Here is a 16,520-nt window from a genome sequence, read left to right on the forward strand (position 1 = left end):
TCGCCCGCATGTCCCGCGCCGTCGAAGGCCTCCGGGGCGATGTCGTGCTCTACGGGCTCTCCGCCGTGTTCGCCCTGGTCACGGCGCTCACGTCGACGCTTCTGCCGCACCGCGCCTGGGGTGGCGTCGCGGCGTGGGGCTACCTCGCCGCGTGCGGAGTCGCCGTTGTCCAGCTCGTGCTGCGCAGGCCCGCCGCGCGGATGGCGCTGGCCTGGGTCACCTGGGTCGCGGTGGCCCTGCTGCCGCTGCTCGTGCAGGCGGTGCAGCGGGCGGGCGGGCGCACCGATCGGGCCCAGGAAGAGGTCCGCGTCGCCGAGCACATGGGGGAGCGGCTCGTGCACACCGGCACGCCGTACCTCGGTCCGGAGGCGATCGGGGCGTTGCCGCCCGGGGAGCAGTTGCTGGGCTATGCCCCGTACCAGCCGGGAATGGCCGTCTTCGGACTGCCTCGCGCCGCCTTCGGCGACGTCTGGATCACGGACGCGCGGATCTGGTTCGCGCTGGTCACGGCGGCGGCCCTGATCGCGGCGGTACGCCTGGTGCGCACCGGCCCGGTGGTCGCGGTGCAGTTCGCTACCGTCCTGCCGATCTGCGCACTGACCCTCGCCACCGGCGGCGACGACCTGCCCGTTCTCGCTCTCTGCCTGCTCGCGCTCGCCTGCTGCGCGGCCGGTCGCTTCACCGCCGCCGGACTCGCGATCGGCGCGGCCGCCGCGCTCAAGCTCTTCGCCCTGCCCGTCGTCGCGGTGCTGCTCGTGCTCGCCTTCACCACGGGCAACCTGCGTCGGTTCCTGCCGGGCGCGCTGGGGCTGCCGATCCTCGTGCTGGTGCCCACGTTCCTGATCGACGGCAATGCCTTCGTCGAGAACGTCATCCGCTTTCCGCTGGGGCACGGCATCGTGACGAGCCCGGCGCAATCGCCGTTCCCCGGCTTCCTGATCGCCCAGGCGCTGCCCGGCGGACGCTACGTCGCGGCCGGCCTGCTGGGCGCCGCCGCCCTGACGATCGCCGTACTGCTCGTGCGCCGCGCACCCGACACGGCGGCGACCGCGGCGCGCTTCTGTGGGTGGGGCCTGCTGACCGCCATCCTGCTGATGCCCACCACCCGTTTCGGCTACCTGCTCTACCCGCTGGCGCTGCTCGCCTGGGCTCCCGCGCTGGTCTTCAGCAGACCCACAGCTACAACGCCACCGCGGAGTGACCCGGCCTTGTACCGTTTGTGAGATGCAGATGACCTGTCCCAAGTGTCACGGCGAAATGCGGACGTACGAGCGCAGCGGCGTCACCATCGACCAGTGCACCGAGTGCCGCGGCATCTTCCTCGACCGTGGCGAGCTGGAGAAGCTCTTCGAGGCCGAGGCCAACTGGAACAACCGTCAGGCACCGGCAGGCGCCCCGCCCCGGCCGGCCCAGGCGCCCGGCGCGCCCGCCCCGGGTGGCTACGCGCCGCCGCCGCCCCCGCCGGCGCCCGGCGGTGGTTACGCCGCACCGCCCCCGGCGCCTCCGGGTTACGGCCAGCCCGCCTACCCACCGGCCGCGGCGGCATACGGCGCGCCTCAATACGGACGCCCCGGCCACCACGGCCACTACCGGCAGGGCCACGGCCACCACGGCCACTACCGGCGCAAGAAGAGCTTCCTCAACGAGCTCTTCGACTGACCCACGGCGGCACGGGGCGTTCCATGGCGACGCGGCGGCGGCATGAGGCGTTCCACGCCGGCCGCCGTCGCACCACGCGTCCACGCCGGCCGCCGTCGCACCACGCGGATCCCGCCGCCGTCGCTGTCCGGAGAGCCGAGCCAGTCGTAGCGCGGGCGCGCCGCCGACCACCGCCTCCCTGCTCGGCGGCACGGTCGCGCCCGGCCGGCGGCCGACGACGGTCTGGAGTGGCTACGGTCCTCCGCGCGTGGGGCGGCCGGCCACGCTGCTGAGTTTGGGGGCGGGTGCGGCCGTACCGTCGAATCGGTGTTGATCCAAGAATCACCAGGTGCCGTCGTCGCGGACGCGCTCGGCGGGGCCGTCGCCGGTGAGCAGGCTGATCAGACCCTCGTCCAGATTCTCGCCGAGATACCACTCGCCGCCCTGGTCCAGCGCGAACAGCCGGCCGCGCTCGTCGATCGCCACGATCGCCTCGCCTTTGGCCTCGACACCGAGCGGGAACAGCGCTGCGCCGATCACGGCGGCGAACTCCCCGAACGCGTCCGCCGTGTGCGCCGCCGCCGACGGCTCGAGGGCCAGCCAGCGGACCTGCCGGCGCACGCCCGGCATCCGCAGGCCGCAGAAGATCCCGGGAAAGTCCATGATCGCCGCGCGGGCAGCCGTGAACGGCCGGTGCCGATGGCGTCGACCGGTGACCGCGACGACGTCCTCGATGATGCCCTCGGCGAGCGCCTCCGCCACCATCCGGTGCGTCGGCCGCCAGCCGGCGTCCGCCAGAGCGCCCGCCATCGGGTCCGGGAAGCGACCGGGTTGCGCGACATTCTCCGAGTACGGCCGGAGCGGCTCCACAAAGGCCAGATGCGACCACGGCAGCACCGCGAAGTCGACCAGCGTGACCAGGCAGGACTCGCACGGACGGGCCTGCGTGCCGCCGAGCGGATCGCCCTGCTCGCGCACGAGAAACGCCTGGAAATCGGACGTACGCAGCCATTCGCGGGCCTCGCCCGCGGTCAGCGGCATGCCACGCCCGCGATCCGCCTCGTAGAGCGCGTCTGACAGCACGATCAGTTCGGCGTGACGCTCGTCGCCGCGCACCCGTGCGCCCGGCTCGATGGCGCGCAGCCGCTCCGCGACCAGCGGATGATGCTCAAGGCGTTGATCGCCCTTCGCGCCGTGTGCGATGAAGACCCGACCGTCCACAGTGAGATGCGCGGCGGTGGTGGGTGCCGGACGGCGCCGCACCCCCCGGCGCAGCTCCACCTCGGGATCAACGGTCCGACGCTGCGCGGCCACCTCGGGTTGCCGCTGCCGGTACATCTCGGCGACGACGGTCGACGGCACACCCGGGTACGTGGACAGGACACCCGTCTCGCGGTCGATCACCGTCCGCACCCCGTCGCCGGGCACGGGCAGAACGGACGACGGCTCCTTCGTCCACACCACGAAACCCAGGTCGAACTCGCTGACCATGGGCGTGCACTCGTACCCCCGGAGCTCGGACTCGCCACGCGCCCACCCGGCGGCGATCTCCTCGGCATCCGCCAGCGTGATCATCGCGCCTCCTCGTGTGCCAACCCGTGCGGGGCTGAAATTACCGGACCACGAGGTGTCGCGTCTCCCGGTAAGGTCCAAGGTTGTCGATGGATGCGAGGAGGCACGACGGTGGCGCAGACGTCAGACCGCGACGCCAACCACGACCTGCGGGCGCGCCTCGACGATGTGTACGGCCAATACCAGCGCCTTCGGTCCGATCTGGACTCCATCCAGCGCCGCCTCACCGACCTCAGGGCGACCGCCGAGTCGCCGGACGGCCTGATCCGGGCAACCGTCGGCCCCCGCGGCCAACTCGTCGACCTCCGCCTCGACCGCCACATCTACCGCGACCTCGACGTCACCGACCTGAGCCGCGCGATCGTCGCGACGACGACCGCCGCGGCGGCGGAGGCCGCTGCCCAGGTCGAACGCCTGATGGCGGGATACCTGCCCGCCGACTCGGGACCGATGCGCTTCCTCCGCGACGACGACCTCGGCTCACTGCTCCACCGGCAGGACGCCGCGATGCGGGAGGAAGACCCTCCATCATGAGCGAGTTGTGGCTCGACCCCGGGCAAGCGGCCGGAGGGGGCCGCGACCTGGCATCGGCAGGTCAACACCTCACCGAGCTGCGCACCGGCGCCGGGGCAGAGGTCGCGGCCAAGAGCGCCACCCGCCCGTGGGGAAACGACGACATCGGGCAGGCCTTCGAGCGCAACTACCGCCCCATCGAGCAGCAGGTGCTGCAAGCCTGGGAAAGGCTCGGCGCCTACGTCGAAGAACTCGGCGACGCGTCGGTCCAGACCGTCCGCGAGGCACTGCGGACTGACGAAATTTCTTCGGTACGCGTGGAGCACTCGTTCGGGAAGCGGTCGTGACGGTCCTGCCGAGCCCGATTCCGCATCCGCTGGAGTTCAGCCCGTTTGACGTGCCTGGGTGGGCTTACGAGGCCCTCGAATGGGTCGTCGGCTTCGAGTGGCCGGAGGGGGACGAGAAGGCAACCTGGGATGTCGCCGATCGGTGGTATGCCATCGCGGGGCTGCTCGCTTCGCCGCGGAACGAGGCGTTCGACGCGGCCTCCCGGGTGGCCGCCGGCTTCGGCGGCGCGGGGGTTACCGCGCGGGCTTTCCTCGGTGCGTGGGACAGGGTCGCTGTGGAGGACCCGGCGCCGTTGACGACGCTGCTGGCGATCGCCGACGAGTTGGGCAAGCTTGTCGAGGAGTGCGGCTGCGACATCGAGGGGGCCAAGCTCGAGGCGTGGGTGGAGATCGGCCTGTTCCTCATCGAGCTGATCGGCATGGCCGTAGCGGTCACCCTGACGCTGGGTGCGGCTTCCCCGGCCGCGGGCGGCCTGATCGCGGCGACCCGCCTGGCGATCCAACAGATCTTCAAGCGCCTCGTCGAACGGCTCGGCCGGAAGGCCATCAAGAAGACGCTCAAGGAAGCGAGCGAACGCGCAGCCACCCAGCTGACAACCAGGCAGGGTCTCCGGCGCCTCGGCCGGGAGGGTCTGGTCGAGGGCTTCGAGGAGATGCGCGAAGAGGTTGCCACCAACGCCGGAATCCAGGCCTACCAGAACACGACGGGACGAGCACACGGCCCGGACTGGAAAGACCTGGGCACATCGGCGGCCGCCGGCTTCGCAGGCGGCTTCGCCGCCTCCGGCGCGGGAATCGGGCGCGGCTCGCACCCGGGCATTGCCCGAGGAATGGGCGCGGAGGTCCTGGGGGAGTTCGGGGGCGCGGCGGCGACCGGGGAGTTGCCCGACCTCGAGGACGTGGCGAAATCGGCCAGCTCGGGAGCAGCGGGTGCCGCAGCGCATTCGACGAGCTCCCAGCTCACCGAATCGCTACAAGCCCAGGTGTCCGGGCTGACGGCGCCGGACCTCGCGTCGCTGGCTGGCGATCCGTCCGGCCCAGGGCATCCAAGCTCCTCACCGCCCACCTCCCTCTCGCCCGCATCCTCACCGCCCACCTCCCTCTCGTCTGCTTCCTCACCGCCCACCTCCCTCTCGTCTGCTTCCTCACCGCCCACTTCCTCGGCGTCTTCCTTCCCGCCTGACTCGTCTTCGGCGACTTCGTTGCCGCCGCCCGCCGCTGCGGCACCTTCACTCCAGCCGCCTTCTTCGGTGGTGGGGTTCTCGTCTGGGCCCGACTCGTTCTCGGGATCTTCGTCACCGCCACCGTCCGCGACCTCCTCGCCCGAACTGCCCTCTCCCTGGGCCTTTTCACCTCCGCTTGAGTCGTCGCCGCCTGGCTCATCCCCGACGCTGTCGTTCCTGTCGCCTTCCACAGCAGCCTCTCCGGCAGAGGAACACGGCGGTCCAAACCTCTCCGGGATCGCACCTCCACCGCCTCAGTTCGAGGTGTCGTCATCGGGGAGCGCGGAATCATCCATTTCGACGCGCGATGCCGCACCCTCTCCTGCTTCTTCGGCACACCACACTGCTGACACAAGCGCCACCCATCCCACCGCGCCCCGGGACGCAGGCTCGGGTCACACCATGGCGCCACGCGACAGCAGCACCACCCATTCAGCGGGAGCGCGGAGCGTCGGAGTCGCAGGTAGCGCCGCCACTCGGGACGCCGGGCCTGCACCACCGCCTGCACCACCGCCCGCACCACCGCCCGCATCGCCGCCCGCATCACCACTCGCATCCCGGCTCGCGCCGAGCGATTTCGGTAGATCCGCGCGGGACGGATCCGGGGTTGTCACGCCAGGGCAACCGGTCAATCCGGGGTCCGATTTCGTCAGCACGGCCGGCGGCGATCGCGCGGATCCATCCAACGATGCTGCCGACGTACCCGCGGATTTTGCATTTGCCGTGACCGCCGGGCCTGGGCCGGCGGCGCCGTCGCCCGAGTCAAGCCGTTACCTTGAGTTTGCGCGGCAGCAGCGGGCCGCCTACGCGGAGTTTCGCCGGCAGGATGCGATCGATGCGCTCGCGCAAAAGACCGAGAGTGCTCGGCGCCGAGCCCGTCAGGCCCGCCGGTCCGCCCGGGTCGCCAGATTCCTCAAGTTCGATTCCGGCCTGGCACAGTTTTTCGAGGCTGACGTGCTGGCCGCCACCCTGGCCGCCGACCGGGCCGAGGCACAGCTCGACGCGATGCGGAACGCTCGGCCGCCAGCGGCGGAATCGGTCACGACGGTCGAGCCGCGGGACTGGCATCGCGCAAACCGCGACAACGGTCAACTCGCATCCGGCGGAGTCTCGCTCGGTAACCGCTCCATGCTCACGGGAAGTGACCATCCACCGCCGATCGACGGTACGCGCCGCTACGGCGAACGGGCCGGCCTGCGGGCGCCGCTAGCCCGCCATCAACTCGATCTCGAGAAGGCCGTGCCCCGCGACGCCGGCGGCGACCCCGTGCGCACGGCCGACCCGCGTACGCCGTACTTCCGCCTGATCAACGACGGCGGCCCGGCGGCCGACCCGACGCGAGCCATCAACTGCCAAGACTGCGTACTGTCCTTTTTCGACACATACATGCACGGGCGACCTCGCGTATCGGCGCCGCGCACCTTCGACGCCTATCAAGGTGGGGACCCGCAAAGACCCCAGTTCGGCGAAGAGATCGGCTCAGAACGCATCGAGTACGCCGCCGGCGGCCAACTCCAATCCGTGTGCCCACCAGTCGACATCCGTGACCCCGCAGCCGCCCGCCACCAGGTGGAACAGGCGCTGGTCGCCGTGTCGACACAGTTACTCACGGGCGGCCACGGCTCGTTCGCATTCCTGATCAACGCCTGGGAAAGCGGCGCGGCCCACGCCTGGGCGGCGGTCAACCAGAACGGCGAAATCCTGTTCGTAGACCCGCAGTCGGGCCTGATCGCCCCACCGGGCACCGCCTTGTACGGCCACCACGGCGTTCCACACCCCGGCAACGTGATCGCAATGGACGCGCTGGTGGTAAACGGCCACGGCCAACCAATGCCGTTCCCCACCCGGCCGGAAGGGATGTGGCGCCCAGGCCGATCAACCCTGCGACCAGGGCCGGTAGACGACACGAACGTTGACGCCGGCCCGGTGCCACCGAGCCCCCCGCCAGATCCTCCGCCGAGCCTCAAGGAACCCGCCCCCGAACTCGCACAGCCAACATTGCGGCTTTCCCACGAACCTCCACCCCAGCCGTTATCCGAACAGCCGCCGCAGCCCAAGCCCCCGCCAATTCCGGCGCCGCGCCCCGAACCCAGACCAACCCCGACGCCGCAGCCCTCACCCGGCCCACCACCACACCCGACGCCGCAGCCGGAATCCGACCCGGCGCTTCCCGCACCTCCCGACCCGGCACCCGGCCCGCCCTCGCCGACCCTTCCTCCGACCGAACCCCGGATTCCGGTCCCGCGCCGCCCGCTCGACCACCACATCACCGCTCCGGATCCTTCCCATGGCCACATCGCCAAGGCCTTCGAGGCGGTGCGCGCCCCCATCCCCGACGCCCTCACAGCCTCCCAGGTGCGCAATCCCACCGATTTCGACCGCATTGCCGCAGCGTTTGAGCCGGACCTTGTAACGCCACGAAACCCCGAGCCCAACGATCGGTTGCCGCGCCCACGACCCGACCACCCCACCGCCGAGCCAACCCCACCGCTAACAGATCCCGCCCGACCGCCAACCGATCCCGCCCCACCGCGGACAGATCCCGCCTCACCGCCAACCGATCCCCACGCCCCGCCAACCGATCGCGCCGCGGTCCCGACCCCGCGCACCCCCGACCCAGATGCCGCCCAACGCGCCAACCACAGCGACCACCTCGCCCACATCCGCGCCGCACACGAGCACAACCGCCGGACCGAACACGCCGACTACCTGATCCGCCTCGCCGAGACACAACACGCCAAGATCCACGACCTCCACCATCACGCGAACGCCGCCGACAGCGAAGGTTCCACCCTCCGGGCCGCCCGGCTCCGCGCGGACGCCCGCCTCATCCGGCAGGAAATCCAAGACCTAGAAACCCGAGCGGATTCCGTACGGTCGGGAGCAGCCGTCCCGGACCACATCGCCGTCGACCCGCCGGACTGGATCCGCCTCAACGACGACCTCGGCACATCCGCCCGAGCCGGCGTCGACACGGGCGACACCTCGATGCTCACCGGCGACGACCATCCACCTCCGATCGACCGCTCCCGCCGATACGGAAAACGTCACGGCCTGCGCCCTCCGCTGGCCGTACATCAGAAAGACCTTGAGCGGGCAATGCCGCGAGGGTCGGACGGCCGCATCCGCCGCCTGGCCGACCCCCGAGAGGGCGAATGGTTCAGCCTCGCCAACGACGGCGGCCCCACGGCCGACCCCACCCGCGGCACCAACTGCGTGGACGGCGTCCTCTCCCTCTACGAGACATACATCCACGGACGCCCCCGAGTATCGGCCCCAAGAACATTCGACGCATACGCGGAAGGCGACCCCACCCGCCCCCTCGGCGCCGAAGAAGCCGGCTTGTCCCGCATCGAGGAAACCGTGGGCGGCGAATTCCAGGGACTATGCCCCTACGTCGGATCGCTCCCCGCGGAACACGCCGGATCCGCAGTGGCCAAGGCGATGACCAACCTGCACAACCACCTCTACAACACCGGGCACGGCGCATTCGCCTTCATCGTCACGGAATCGGAGCAGGGCACGGCCCACGCCTGGACGGCAGTAAACCAGAACGGCAAAATCCTCTTCCTCGACCCACAGACCGGCTACCTCGCGGAAACCACACCCCTGTACGGCCACAAAGGAATTCCGTCCCCAGACAACGTCGTCTCAATGGACGCCCTAGTCGTCAACAACGAGGGCAGAACCAGTCCGCTGCCCTACCACCAAGCGGGCCTCTGGAGCCGCACGACTCTGGCCCCGACAGGCACCCCAGACCCGACAGCGCGGGCGGCCGAGCAGGCTGTCCTGGCCAGCCTGACCCCACCCCAACGCCAAGCATTGGAAGAATCGGTCCACGAAGCCCAGGCGACAGCACAAACAGAACTACCAAAAATGCGAGCCCTCGCCAGCGCGGTGGGCGGCCAGGTCGTGGACGAGGAACACCGGGTCAAGGCACTCGCGTCGCTCGCCCGCAAATTCGCGAAGCGCGAGGCAGCAAAGGCCACCGAGATCAACTGGTTCCTCCGAACCTCGAACGATCGGGTGCGCTTCTCTATACAGATTCCCGAAAACGGCTATGCCCGGGTGCTTCATCACGCACTCGTCCGCCTCAGCAACGAGGGATACAACATCCTGGAGATATCCAGCTTCTGGGGCGACGGACGTGGTCGCCACAATGGTCTGAACGTCACTATGACCAGCCCGAATGGATTCCGGATGGAGCTCCAGTTTCCCACTGAGGAGTCCCGCCGCGTCGGCAAATTGACCCACGAGCTATACGAGATCGTACGCCTGAGCTCGGAAACCATCACCGGCATAGAGCGAGTCGAGGCGTTCCTAGCCATCCTTGCCATCAACAAGATGCACGAGATGGCCGCGCACCAGCCAGCCGACCTCGACGCAATGGAATCAATCGTTCCGGTCGACACTTCGCTGGTGCGATGGGCGACGCGCAGCGCCGGCAAAGAACCATGGATCGAATACCGTAGGGCGTTGGCCTCCGACGGCATGACGCTTCATCAGGCACTGCACCATTGGACCCTCGCCCCGGAAGACATATCGGGCATAGAAAGGTTGGACCCAGTCGATGAGCGACCCGACCTTCGCATACCAAGCGTTCCTCGCATCGCCAGGCTCGAACCAGGTGACGAGCCTCATCGCCTTCCGAAGCCGAGCGACGGAACCCCTCGTGGCGGTGATGTGGCACGCGGCGAGGAAGCAGTGGATATACGCCCCAGGGCTGGCAGCCGGTCTCCTGTTCGACGATTCATACGCAGACGAGTCGATGAGTGTCGACCGGACAGCAGCGGAGCAGCTGTCGCGGGAGCAGTTGCATACGGAACTTCCGAGTCCGGAGCAGCTGGAAGCGATGTGCATAGAGGGCGTACGCATGAACTGGTCCTACGGCCCACCCCGGGAGTAGCGCCGCCAACCGAAGAAGACTTCGATGCCGAGGCGGAGGAGCGCCGCCTCCTAGCCGGCCTTGCCGACGACGATCGGGCCGCCATCACCGCGTCTGTCATCGAGGCGCATCGAGCGGCCGAGCGCATCTCCGGCCGTCTCCATCAAGCCGTCACCGCGCTTCGATCGCTTGGATTCGCCCCTCCCCCTGAGATCGTCGGCGAGGAGCACCGAGTCAAGACCGATTACTCGCTCGCTCGGGCGTTCGCCATCGAGTCCGAGTTCGAGGCCTTGGAGGTGCACGCATTCCTGCAGAACACCAAAGATCGCGTGCGGTTCTCCATCCAGCTCCCCGAAGACGGCTACGCAAACGCCGTCGGGGCAGCACTTGCCGAGCTCAGCAGTCTTGGCATCACGGCCGGCCGGCTGGTGAACTTCTGGAGCCCTGCGGGCCGCCACAATGGACTGAATGTCACGATGACCGATCGCGATGGTTTTGTCTTTGAGGTGCAATTTCCTACCGCCTTGTCACGCGCGGTCGGAACGGCGACACACCAGGCGTACGAAATATTCCGGTTCCGGCGAGTATCGGCCCATCTTCGCATGCGAGCCCTGCTGAGAATTCTCCAGATCAATCACGATGCTCATGTCGCCGAGCATCAGCCCGAGGGCCTCGACCGGCTGCTGATCGCCAAGACTGTGGACACCTCACTGCGCCGGTTGATGGTGGACGAGCCGGCTATGTGGCGCGAGTACGCTCGCCACCTGGAACGGCAGGGCAGGACCTTCGACGAAGACCTGGCTGACTACGGCCTCAGCCGAGCCGACGTGCTCGGTGCGACGAGATCGGACGACGAACATGGCCGACAAGCCGTTCGACTACCAGGCGGTGCTGAAGTCGGATATGTCGGGAAGGGTGACGAGCCTGATCGCTTACCAGACTTCCCCGGACAGTCCGTTCCAGGCGGTGATCTGGAGCGTCCCGAGAATGGCGTGGATCTACGCCCCCGGGCTGGCAGTGCCACTGCTCTACGACGACCAGCACCAGGGCAGGACCCGGGTGATCGATCGGCAGACGGCGGAGGAGATCGCCCGCGAGAAGTTGCGGACCGAGCTCCCGAGCGAGGAAATGCTGCTCAAGATATGCGAGGAGGGCGAGCGGATGGGCTGGGACTTCGGCCCTCCCCGCCCATAACCGACCGCCCCGCCGAGGAGGCAGCGCGGCCAAATTCTCGCCCGGGCCAGAGCCTGGGCGCGCTGGGTGTCGCGTTCCGGCCCGGTGCGCACTACCTGGAAATCTTCGGGTACGAGCACAACCGCCGGCAGGCCCAGCGACTCGGCACTTCCTTCGACGTCCGCGTTCTCGACGCCGCCCCCGACGGGCAGCCTGGTCCGGATGTGATCATCCGGGCCGATGGCGCCGACGCCGGCTCGTACGGTGGTCTCGAATGGCTTGATCCCGGGGAGCCGGCGTCGGCGCGGGATCCTGACCTTTCTCAACTGGTAGAGCGGCGACTGCGTGGGTCGTTTGGGCGGGACCCGCGAGTTGTCGTGGCTGTTGTGGACGGTGAGCGGGCCGGGCTCAGCATCGACGACGCGGTGCGGGGGATCCGCCGTGCGGTGGAGTCGCTCACGTCGGAGATTCGGCCGGAGCTGCGCATGATCGTTGTTACCGGCGATGGTGGTTACGTCGTGTGGCGCGGTGACAGAGGGACCATCACTGTCAGTCTTTGACTGCCGCTCATGACGGCGAACTTGCCCCGGGCGAGCCATCGCGCCCGGGGCAAACCCCTGCGACGGTTCAGCTTCCGCCTCGCGACGCGGTCCGAGCGGCCCGAGACAACACCTTCGGTCCACTTGCGAGACGAAAGCGATGTCACGATTGGCGTTAGACGATGGCCATGTCGACGAAGCGGGACAGGTGGAGTTGCGCCGCAACCGTCACCGTGTCTGTCGGGCCGTTACGGTGCTTCGCCACGATGAAGTCCGCTTCGCCGGCTCGGGGTGATTCCTTGTCGTAATAGTCGTCGCGGTGCAGGAGCAGCACCACGTCGGCGTCCTGCTCGATGGAGCCGGATTCACGCAGGTCGGACAGTTGGGGGCGCTTGTCCGTACGTTGTTCCGGGCCTCGGTTCAGCTGGCTCACCGCGATCACCGGGCATTCGATCTCCTTGGCGAGGAGCTTCAGTCCTCGCGACAGGTCCGCGACCTCCTGCTGGCGGCTTTCCGTCCGCTTGGGTGAGGTCATCAGCTGGAGATAGTCGATCACCAGGAGCTTCAGGTCGTGGCGCTGTTTGAGGCGGCGGGCCTTGGCTCGGATTTCCATCAGGTTCATGCTCGGGGTGTCGTCGACGAAGATGGGTGCCTCGCTGATCTCGCCCATGCGGCGGGCGAGTTTGGTCCAGTCGTCGTCGGAGAGCTGGCCGGAGCGCAGGGTGTGCAGTGGCACCCGGGCCTCCGCCGAGAGCAGGCGCATCACCATCTCGATCTTGCTCATTTCGAGGGAGAAGATGGCGCTGGCGCAGTTGCTGCGGATGGCCGCGTTGCGGGCGAAGTCCATGCTGACCGTCGACTTACCCAGACCGGGGCGGCCCGCGACGATGATCAGCTGGCCGGGGTGAAGACCATTGAGAAGCCGATCAAGATCCGAGAATCCGGTGGGTACGCCGGTCATCACGCCGCCCTGGGCGCCGACGGCTTCGATCTCGTCGAGGGTGGGTTGGAGCATGTCGCCGAGCGCGGCGAAGTCCTCGCTGACCCGCTTTTCCGTCACGTCGTAGATGGCCTGTTGGGCGAGGTCGACGATGTCGTCGACGTCGCGGCCACCGTTGCCGCCGGTGCCGTACCCCAGCTGCACGATCTTCGTGCCCGCCTCGACGAGCCGGCGCAGCACGGCGCGCTCCGAGACGATGCGGGCGTAGTACGACGCGTTCGCCGCGGTCGGCACGCTCTCGATCAGGGTGTGCAGGTACGGCACTCCGCCGACGCGTTGCAGGTCACCGGAGTCGGCGAGGGCCGCGGCGACCGTGACGCCGTCGGCTGGTTCGCCCCGGCCGTACAGATCGAGAATGATGTCGAAGATCGTGGCGTGCACCGGGCGGTAGAAATCCGGGGTTTTGAGGATCTCCACGACGTCGGCGATGGCGTCCTTGGACAGCAGCATGCCGCCGAGGACGCTCTGTTCGGCGGCGATGTCCTGGGGCGGCGTCTTGTCGAATCCGCCTTCGGTCGGGCCGCCACCGCCGGGTGGCCTGCCGCCGGGCGGGCGCCCACCGCCGGTCTGTGGCCGGGACTCGGGCCGTGCGTCGTCGGTGATCGACACTCCGACCTCCCCCTTCTCGGGTATCTCACACCACAACCGCCCGGCAGCGCCGGTCGGGCTCGTGCTCATTTCCGGCCGGTTCGCCGCTCATCACGGCAGAATCGTGGCGATCCGCCCAGCCTTGCCCGCCGAGAGCAGCCGGCCCGTCCGGGCCATCTCCACCCACAGCCATCCGCCCACCCCGAACCTCGAGGCCCGGGTGAGCATCCAACCACCGAGCCGCCCGACCCCGCCGGCAAGCTTGTCGCGGCCGTCGATGCCGCGCAGCCCGCCGAACACCCCGCCCCAAACGATCAAACTGCCTGGGTACGACACTTTCGGGTGAGCGCATCCCCGCCCGGGTGACCCGGACAACGAGCCCTCCACCGCCGGAACCTCCCGACCGGATCGGCCCGAGGGCGTGATCCGGCGCGGGTAACCATACGAACCCGCACGTCATCGGCCCAAGCAGGCCGGTGGACGAGTCTCGGGACAACCTGTGGACAACACCCCCGGTTCTGTGCGCGGCCCTGTGCACAGCCTGTGTATAACGGCTGGGGAAGCCCCCGGACGTACCGTTCTGACCAGCACTTTTGCCGTCCCCACCGTGTGGAGAGAACAAAAAGGTGCCGCTCGTGACGAAGCCATCGCCCCAGGGCGTTGCAGATCCGCTGAACGCACGTCACGCTTTTCAGGTGGACCAACGGGAGTGGGACTTCGGCGCCCGCCTGCCGCGCGGGAGGAGCGGTACGGACCCTTGGACACCCACAGACAGCCCAGAAAGTCCTGATTCCTCCCAGATTGTGGAACCCGGAGCCACCGTGTGGGGCACCGGTTCGGTCGCCGACACCGGCAGCATGCAGCCCATTCCCGAGGCCGTCGCCTGGTCGTTGCGCGCCGAGGCTTGGGCACAAAACGAGGACCAAGCGGTCGAAAGGTCCAGTTCGGGCACGGTAAGCCGGTGGTCCGACGTCGCGGCGACCGGCCGTCCGGCGATTCCCGCCGATGGCGTCGGTTGGCGCACGTCCACGTCCGAGTGGCGCGCCACCAGCGACACGGCCCGCTGGCGCCAGACGACCGAATGGCGGTCCGCCTCTGGGACCCATGGCTGGCGTCAGACGACCGAGGCATGGCAGTCCGGCGACAGCGAGAACTTCCGCCCGCCGGTCGACCCGCCCACCAGCCTGCCGGCCATCTCGGGCACGGCCTGGCCCACCCCCGACACCGTCGACCCCCCGACCGGCACGCCGCCGACCTCGGCGGTTCCCAGCTGGCAGCAGCCCGCAACCGACGCCCCGTCGTGGCAGCAATCGACCGACACCCCGTCGTGGCAGCAATCGACCGACGCACCGTCATGGCAGCAGCCAGGCGCCGGCGGACCTCAGCGCCCCGCGGACGCCACCCCGAGCTGGCAGCAACAGCGCCCGGCCGACGCGCCCCCGAGCTGGCAGCAGCCGCCCCTGACCGACGGCACGCCGAGCTGGCAGCGCGGCGAGGACCGGCCCTCGTGGCAGCAGCCCCCCGCGGAGGCCGCTCCGCCGTGGCAACAGCGCCCGACGGATCCAGCTCCGCCCTGGCAGCAGCGCCCGGCCGACGCACCCCCGAGCCGGCAGCGTGGCGAAGAGCGACCGTCGTGGCAGCAGTTCGCCACGCCGTCGGCCGCCCCCGCGTGGCAGGAGTCAGCGCCGCCCCCGCAGCCGGCCGACGCACCGCAGCCGCGCACCGAGCGCCCCTCCTGGGACAGCCGTCCGAGCTGGCAGCAGTTCACCGGAGCGGGCCGGTCGGAGCCCCCGTCGCCCTCCGATACGGGATCCTTCCCCCGGCAGACCGACCAACCGACCCGGAGCGGCCCCCCGAGCTGGCAAACCGACCAACCGACCCGGAACGGCGCCCAGAGCTGGCAAACCGACCAGCCGGGGGAGGGCGGCGGCGCGCGGCGGCAGACCGGCCGGCCGGGAGAAAGCTCGCCGAGCCGGCAAAATTCCCAGCTGCCGGCCGAGCCGGTCTCCTACGCCGCGAGCTGGTCCTCGGGCCTCGACGACGGCCGTCACCTGGTCCGGGAGGACGACCGTGCCCAATGGCGCCGCGAGTCGGCCGCAGGCCAGGGGGGCTTCGACGCCGGGTCACGCCAGGCGGGTCACCGCCGGGCCGCCGAGCCCGGATCCCGTACGAGCGGAGGCACGGGCTGGACGGAACACTCCGACGCCGACAACTGGGCGGGGCACACCGACACCGGAAGCATTCCGAGGTTCCAGGACCCGGTAGCCGACAACCCGAGTTGGCGCCAGGACGCCCCCGCGCCTGACAGTTGGCGCACCAGCTCGACCACGAACAGCTGGCAAGGCCCCGCCGCGACGGACGGCCGGCGCCCCGCCGACCCGGCCACCGACAGCTGGCGCACCGCCGACCCGGCCTCGGGCAGCTGGCGCAGCGCCGACGAGGCCCGTGGTGGCGCGCGCGCGAACGGCCGTCGAGCCGTGGAGCCCGACGCCGAGGGCTGGGCGACCAGCGGCCGGTCACCGGACGGCGACCCACGTGGCAGCGATGGTCAGACGCGCGCCAACGGCTGGCAGGGAGGCGACTCCGCCAACGGCTGGCCGGGTGGCGGAGCCGCCCGCTCCAACGGCTGGCAGAGTGCCGACTCCGTCCGCGACGACGATCAGCGCGGCGCCGGTCAAGCGCCACGCAACGACTGGCGCGGCGGCCAGGCAGCGCCCGACGACTGGCGCGGCGGCGACCAGTCAGCGCGCGACGAGTGGCGCAATGGCGACCAGGCAGCACGCGACGAGTGGCGCGGCGGCGGTCAAGCGCCACGCGGCGACTGGCGCGGCGGAGATCAGGCGGACAGCGCCTCCTGGCGCAGCGGCGACCAGGCGAGTGGCAATGCCTGGCGGGGCGACCAGACGGGCGGCGACTGGCGCGGCGACCAGGCCGACGGCGCCGGCCGGCGCGGCGACCAGGCCGACGGCGGCGACTGGCGCGGCGACCAGGCCGACGGCGGCGACTGGCGCGGCGACCAGGCCGACGGCGGCGACTGGCGCG

General features: G+C 69.8%; 8 protein-coding genes and 1 pseudogene. 6 read left to right on the forward strand and 3 right to left on the reverse strand.

All coding sequences use genetic code 11. From position 1 onward, the window contains the following. Nucleotides 1-8: 8 nt before the first annotated feature. Together AB0M36_RS19260 and AB0M36_RS19265 are read left to right on the forward strand one after the other, a co-directional pair. The gene (locus AB0M36_RS19260; RefSeq protein WP_364159643.1) at nt 9-1,223 is read left to right on the forward strand and encodes a glycosyltransferase 87 family protein; all 1,215 of its coding nucleotides are present in this window, start codon (nt 9-11) and stop codon (nt 1,221-1,223) included. A gap of 1 nt (nt 1,224) precedes the next feature. Next, nucleotides 1,225-1,659, forward strand: coding sequence for a zf-TFIIB domain-containing protein (locus AB0M36_RS19265; RefSeq protein ID WP_364159231.1), 435 nt, complete (start codon nt 1,225-1,227; stop codon nt 1,657-1,659). A 321-nt stretch (nt 1,660-1,980) separates the two neighbouring features. Here AB0M36_RS19265 and AB0M36_RS19270 read toward each other — a convergent pair whose 3' ends face one another. Next, entirely contained in the window at nt 1,981-3,213 is a 1,233-nt protein-coding gene (locus AB0M36_RS19270) for an SUKH-3 domain-containing protein (protein WP_364159234.1), read from the reverse strand. Between the two features lie 108 nt (nt 3,214-3,321). Here AB0M36_RS19270 and AB0M36_RS19275 point away from each other — a divergent pair, with 108 nt between their 5' ends. Genes AB0M36_RS19275 through AB0M36_RS19285 form a run of 3 tightly spaced genes read left to right on the forward strand, consistent with a single transcriptional unit; the run spans nt 3,322 to nt 11,911 of the window. Beyond that, a complete protein-coding gene (locus tag AB0M36_RS19275) occupies nt 3,322-3,744 on the forward strand; it encodes a YbaB/EbfC family nucleoid-associated protein (RefSeq protein WP_364159237.1) in 423 nt (140 codons plus the stop codon). Next, the gene (locus AB0M36_RS19280; RefSeq protein WP_364159240.1) at nt 3,741-4,070 is read left to right on the forward strand and encodes a hypothetical protein; all 330 of its coding nucleotides are present in this window, start codon (nt 3,741-3,743) and stop codon (nt 4,068-4,070) included. Before AB0M36_RS19275 ends, AB0M36_RS19280 begins: the two co-directional genes overlap by 4 nt. After that, complete coding sequence (locus AB0M36_RS19285; protein ID WP_364159243.1) at nt 4,067-11,911, forward strand: toxin glutamine deamidase domain-containing protein; 7,845 nt, start codon at nt 4,067-4,069, stop codon at nt 11,909-11,911. The genes AB0M36_RS19280 and AB0M36_RS19285 overlap by 4 nt, the downstream gene beginning before the upstream one ends. 154 nt (nt 11,912-12,065) lie before the next feature. Here the strand turns inward: AB0M36_RS19285 and dnaB are convergent, their stop codons facing one another. Then, nucleotides 12,066-13,499: a replicative DNA helicase gene (dnaB, locus tag AB0M36_RS19290; protein ID WP_364159246.1), complete on the reverse strand. Its 1,434-nt coding sequence runs from the start codon at nt 13,497-13,499 to the stop codon at nt 12,066-12,068. A 90-nt stretch (nt 13,500-13,589) separates the two neighbouring features. Further along, entirely contained in the window at nt 13,590-13,796 is a 207-nt protein-coding gene (locus AB0M36_RS19295) for a hypothetical protein (RefSeq protein WP_364159249.1), read from the reverse strand. 503 nt (nt 13,797-14,299) lie between these two features. On the opposite strand from AB0M36_RS19295, the pseudogene AB0M36_RS19300 reads away from it, so the two are divergent. Further along, nucleotides 14,300-16,520, forward strand: a pseudogene (locus tag AB0M36_RS19300) (hypothetical protein); the annotation flags it as partial.

The sequence above is a fragment of the Actinoplanes sp. NPDC051346 genome (genome assembly GCF_040682215.1).
GTDB lineage: Bacteria > Actinomycetota > Actinomycetes > Mycobacteriales > Micromonosporaceae > Actinoplanes.

Bases quoted from the DNA above. Each gene is read 5' to 3' on its own strand.
- AB0M36_RS19280 (WP_364159240.1), top strand. From the start codon at position 3,741: ATGAGCGAGTTGTGGCTCGACCCCGGGCAAGCGGCCGGAGGGGGCCGC.
- AB0M36_RS19260 (WP_364159643.1), top strand. From the start codon at position 9: ATGTCCCGCGCCGTCGAAGGCCTCCGGGGCGATGTCGTGCTCTACGGG.
- AB0M36_RS19265 (WP_364159231.1), top strand. From the start codon at position 1,225: ATGCAGATGACCTGTCCCAAGTGTCACGGCGAAATGCGGACGTACGAG.
- AB0M36_RS19270 (WP_364159234.1), bottom strand. From the start codon at position 3,213: ATGATCACGCTGGCGGATGCCGAGGAGATCGCCGCCGGGTGGGCGCGT.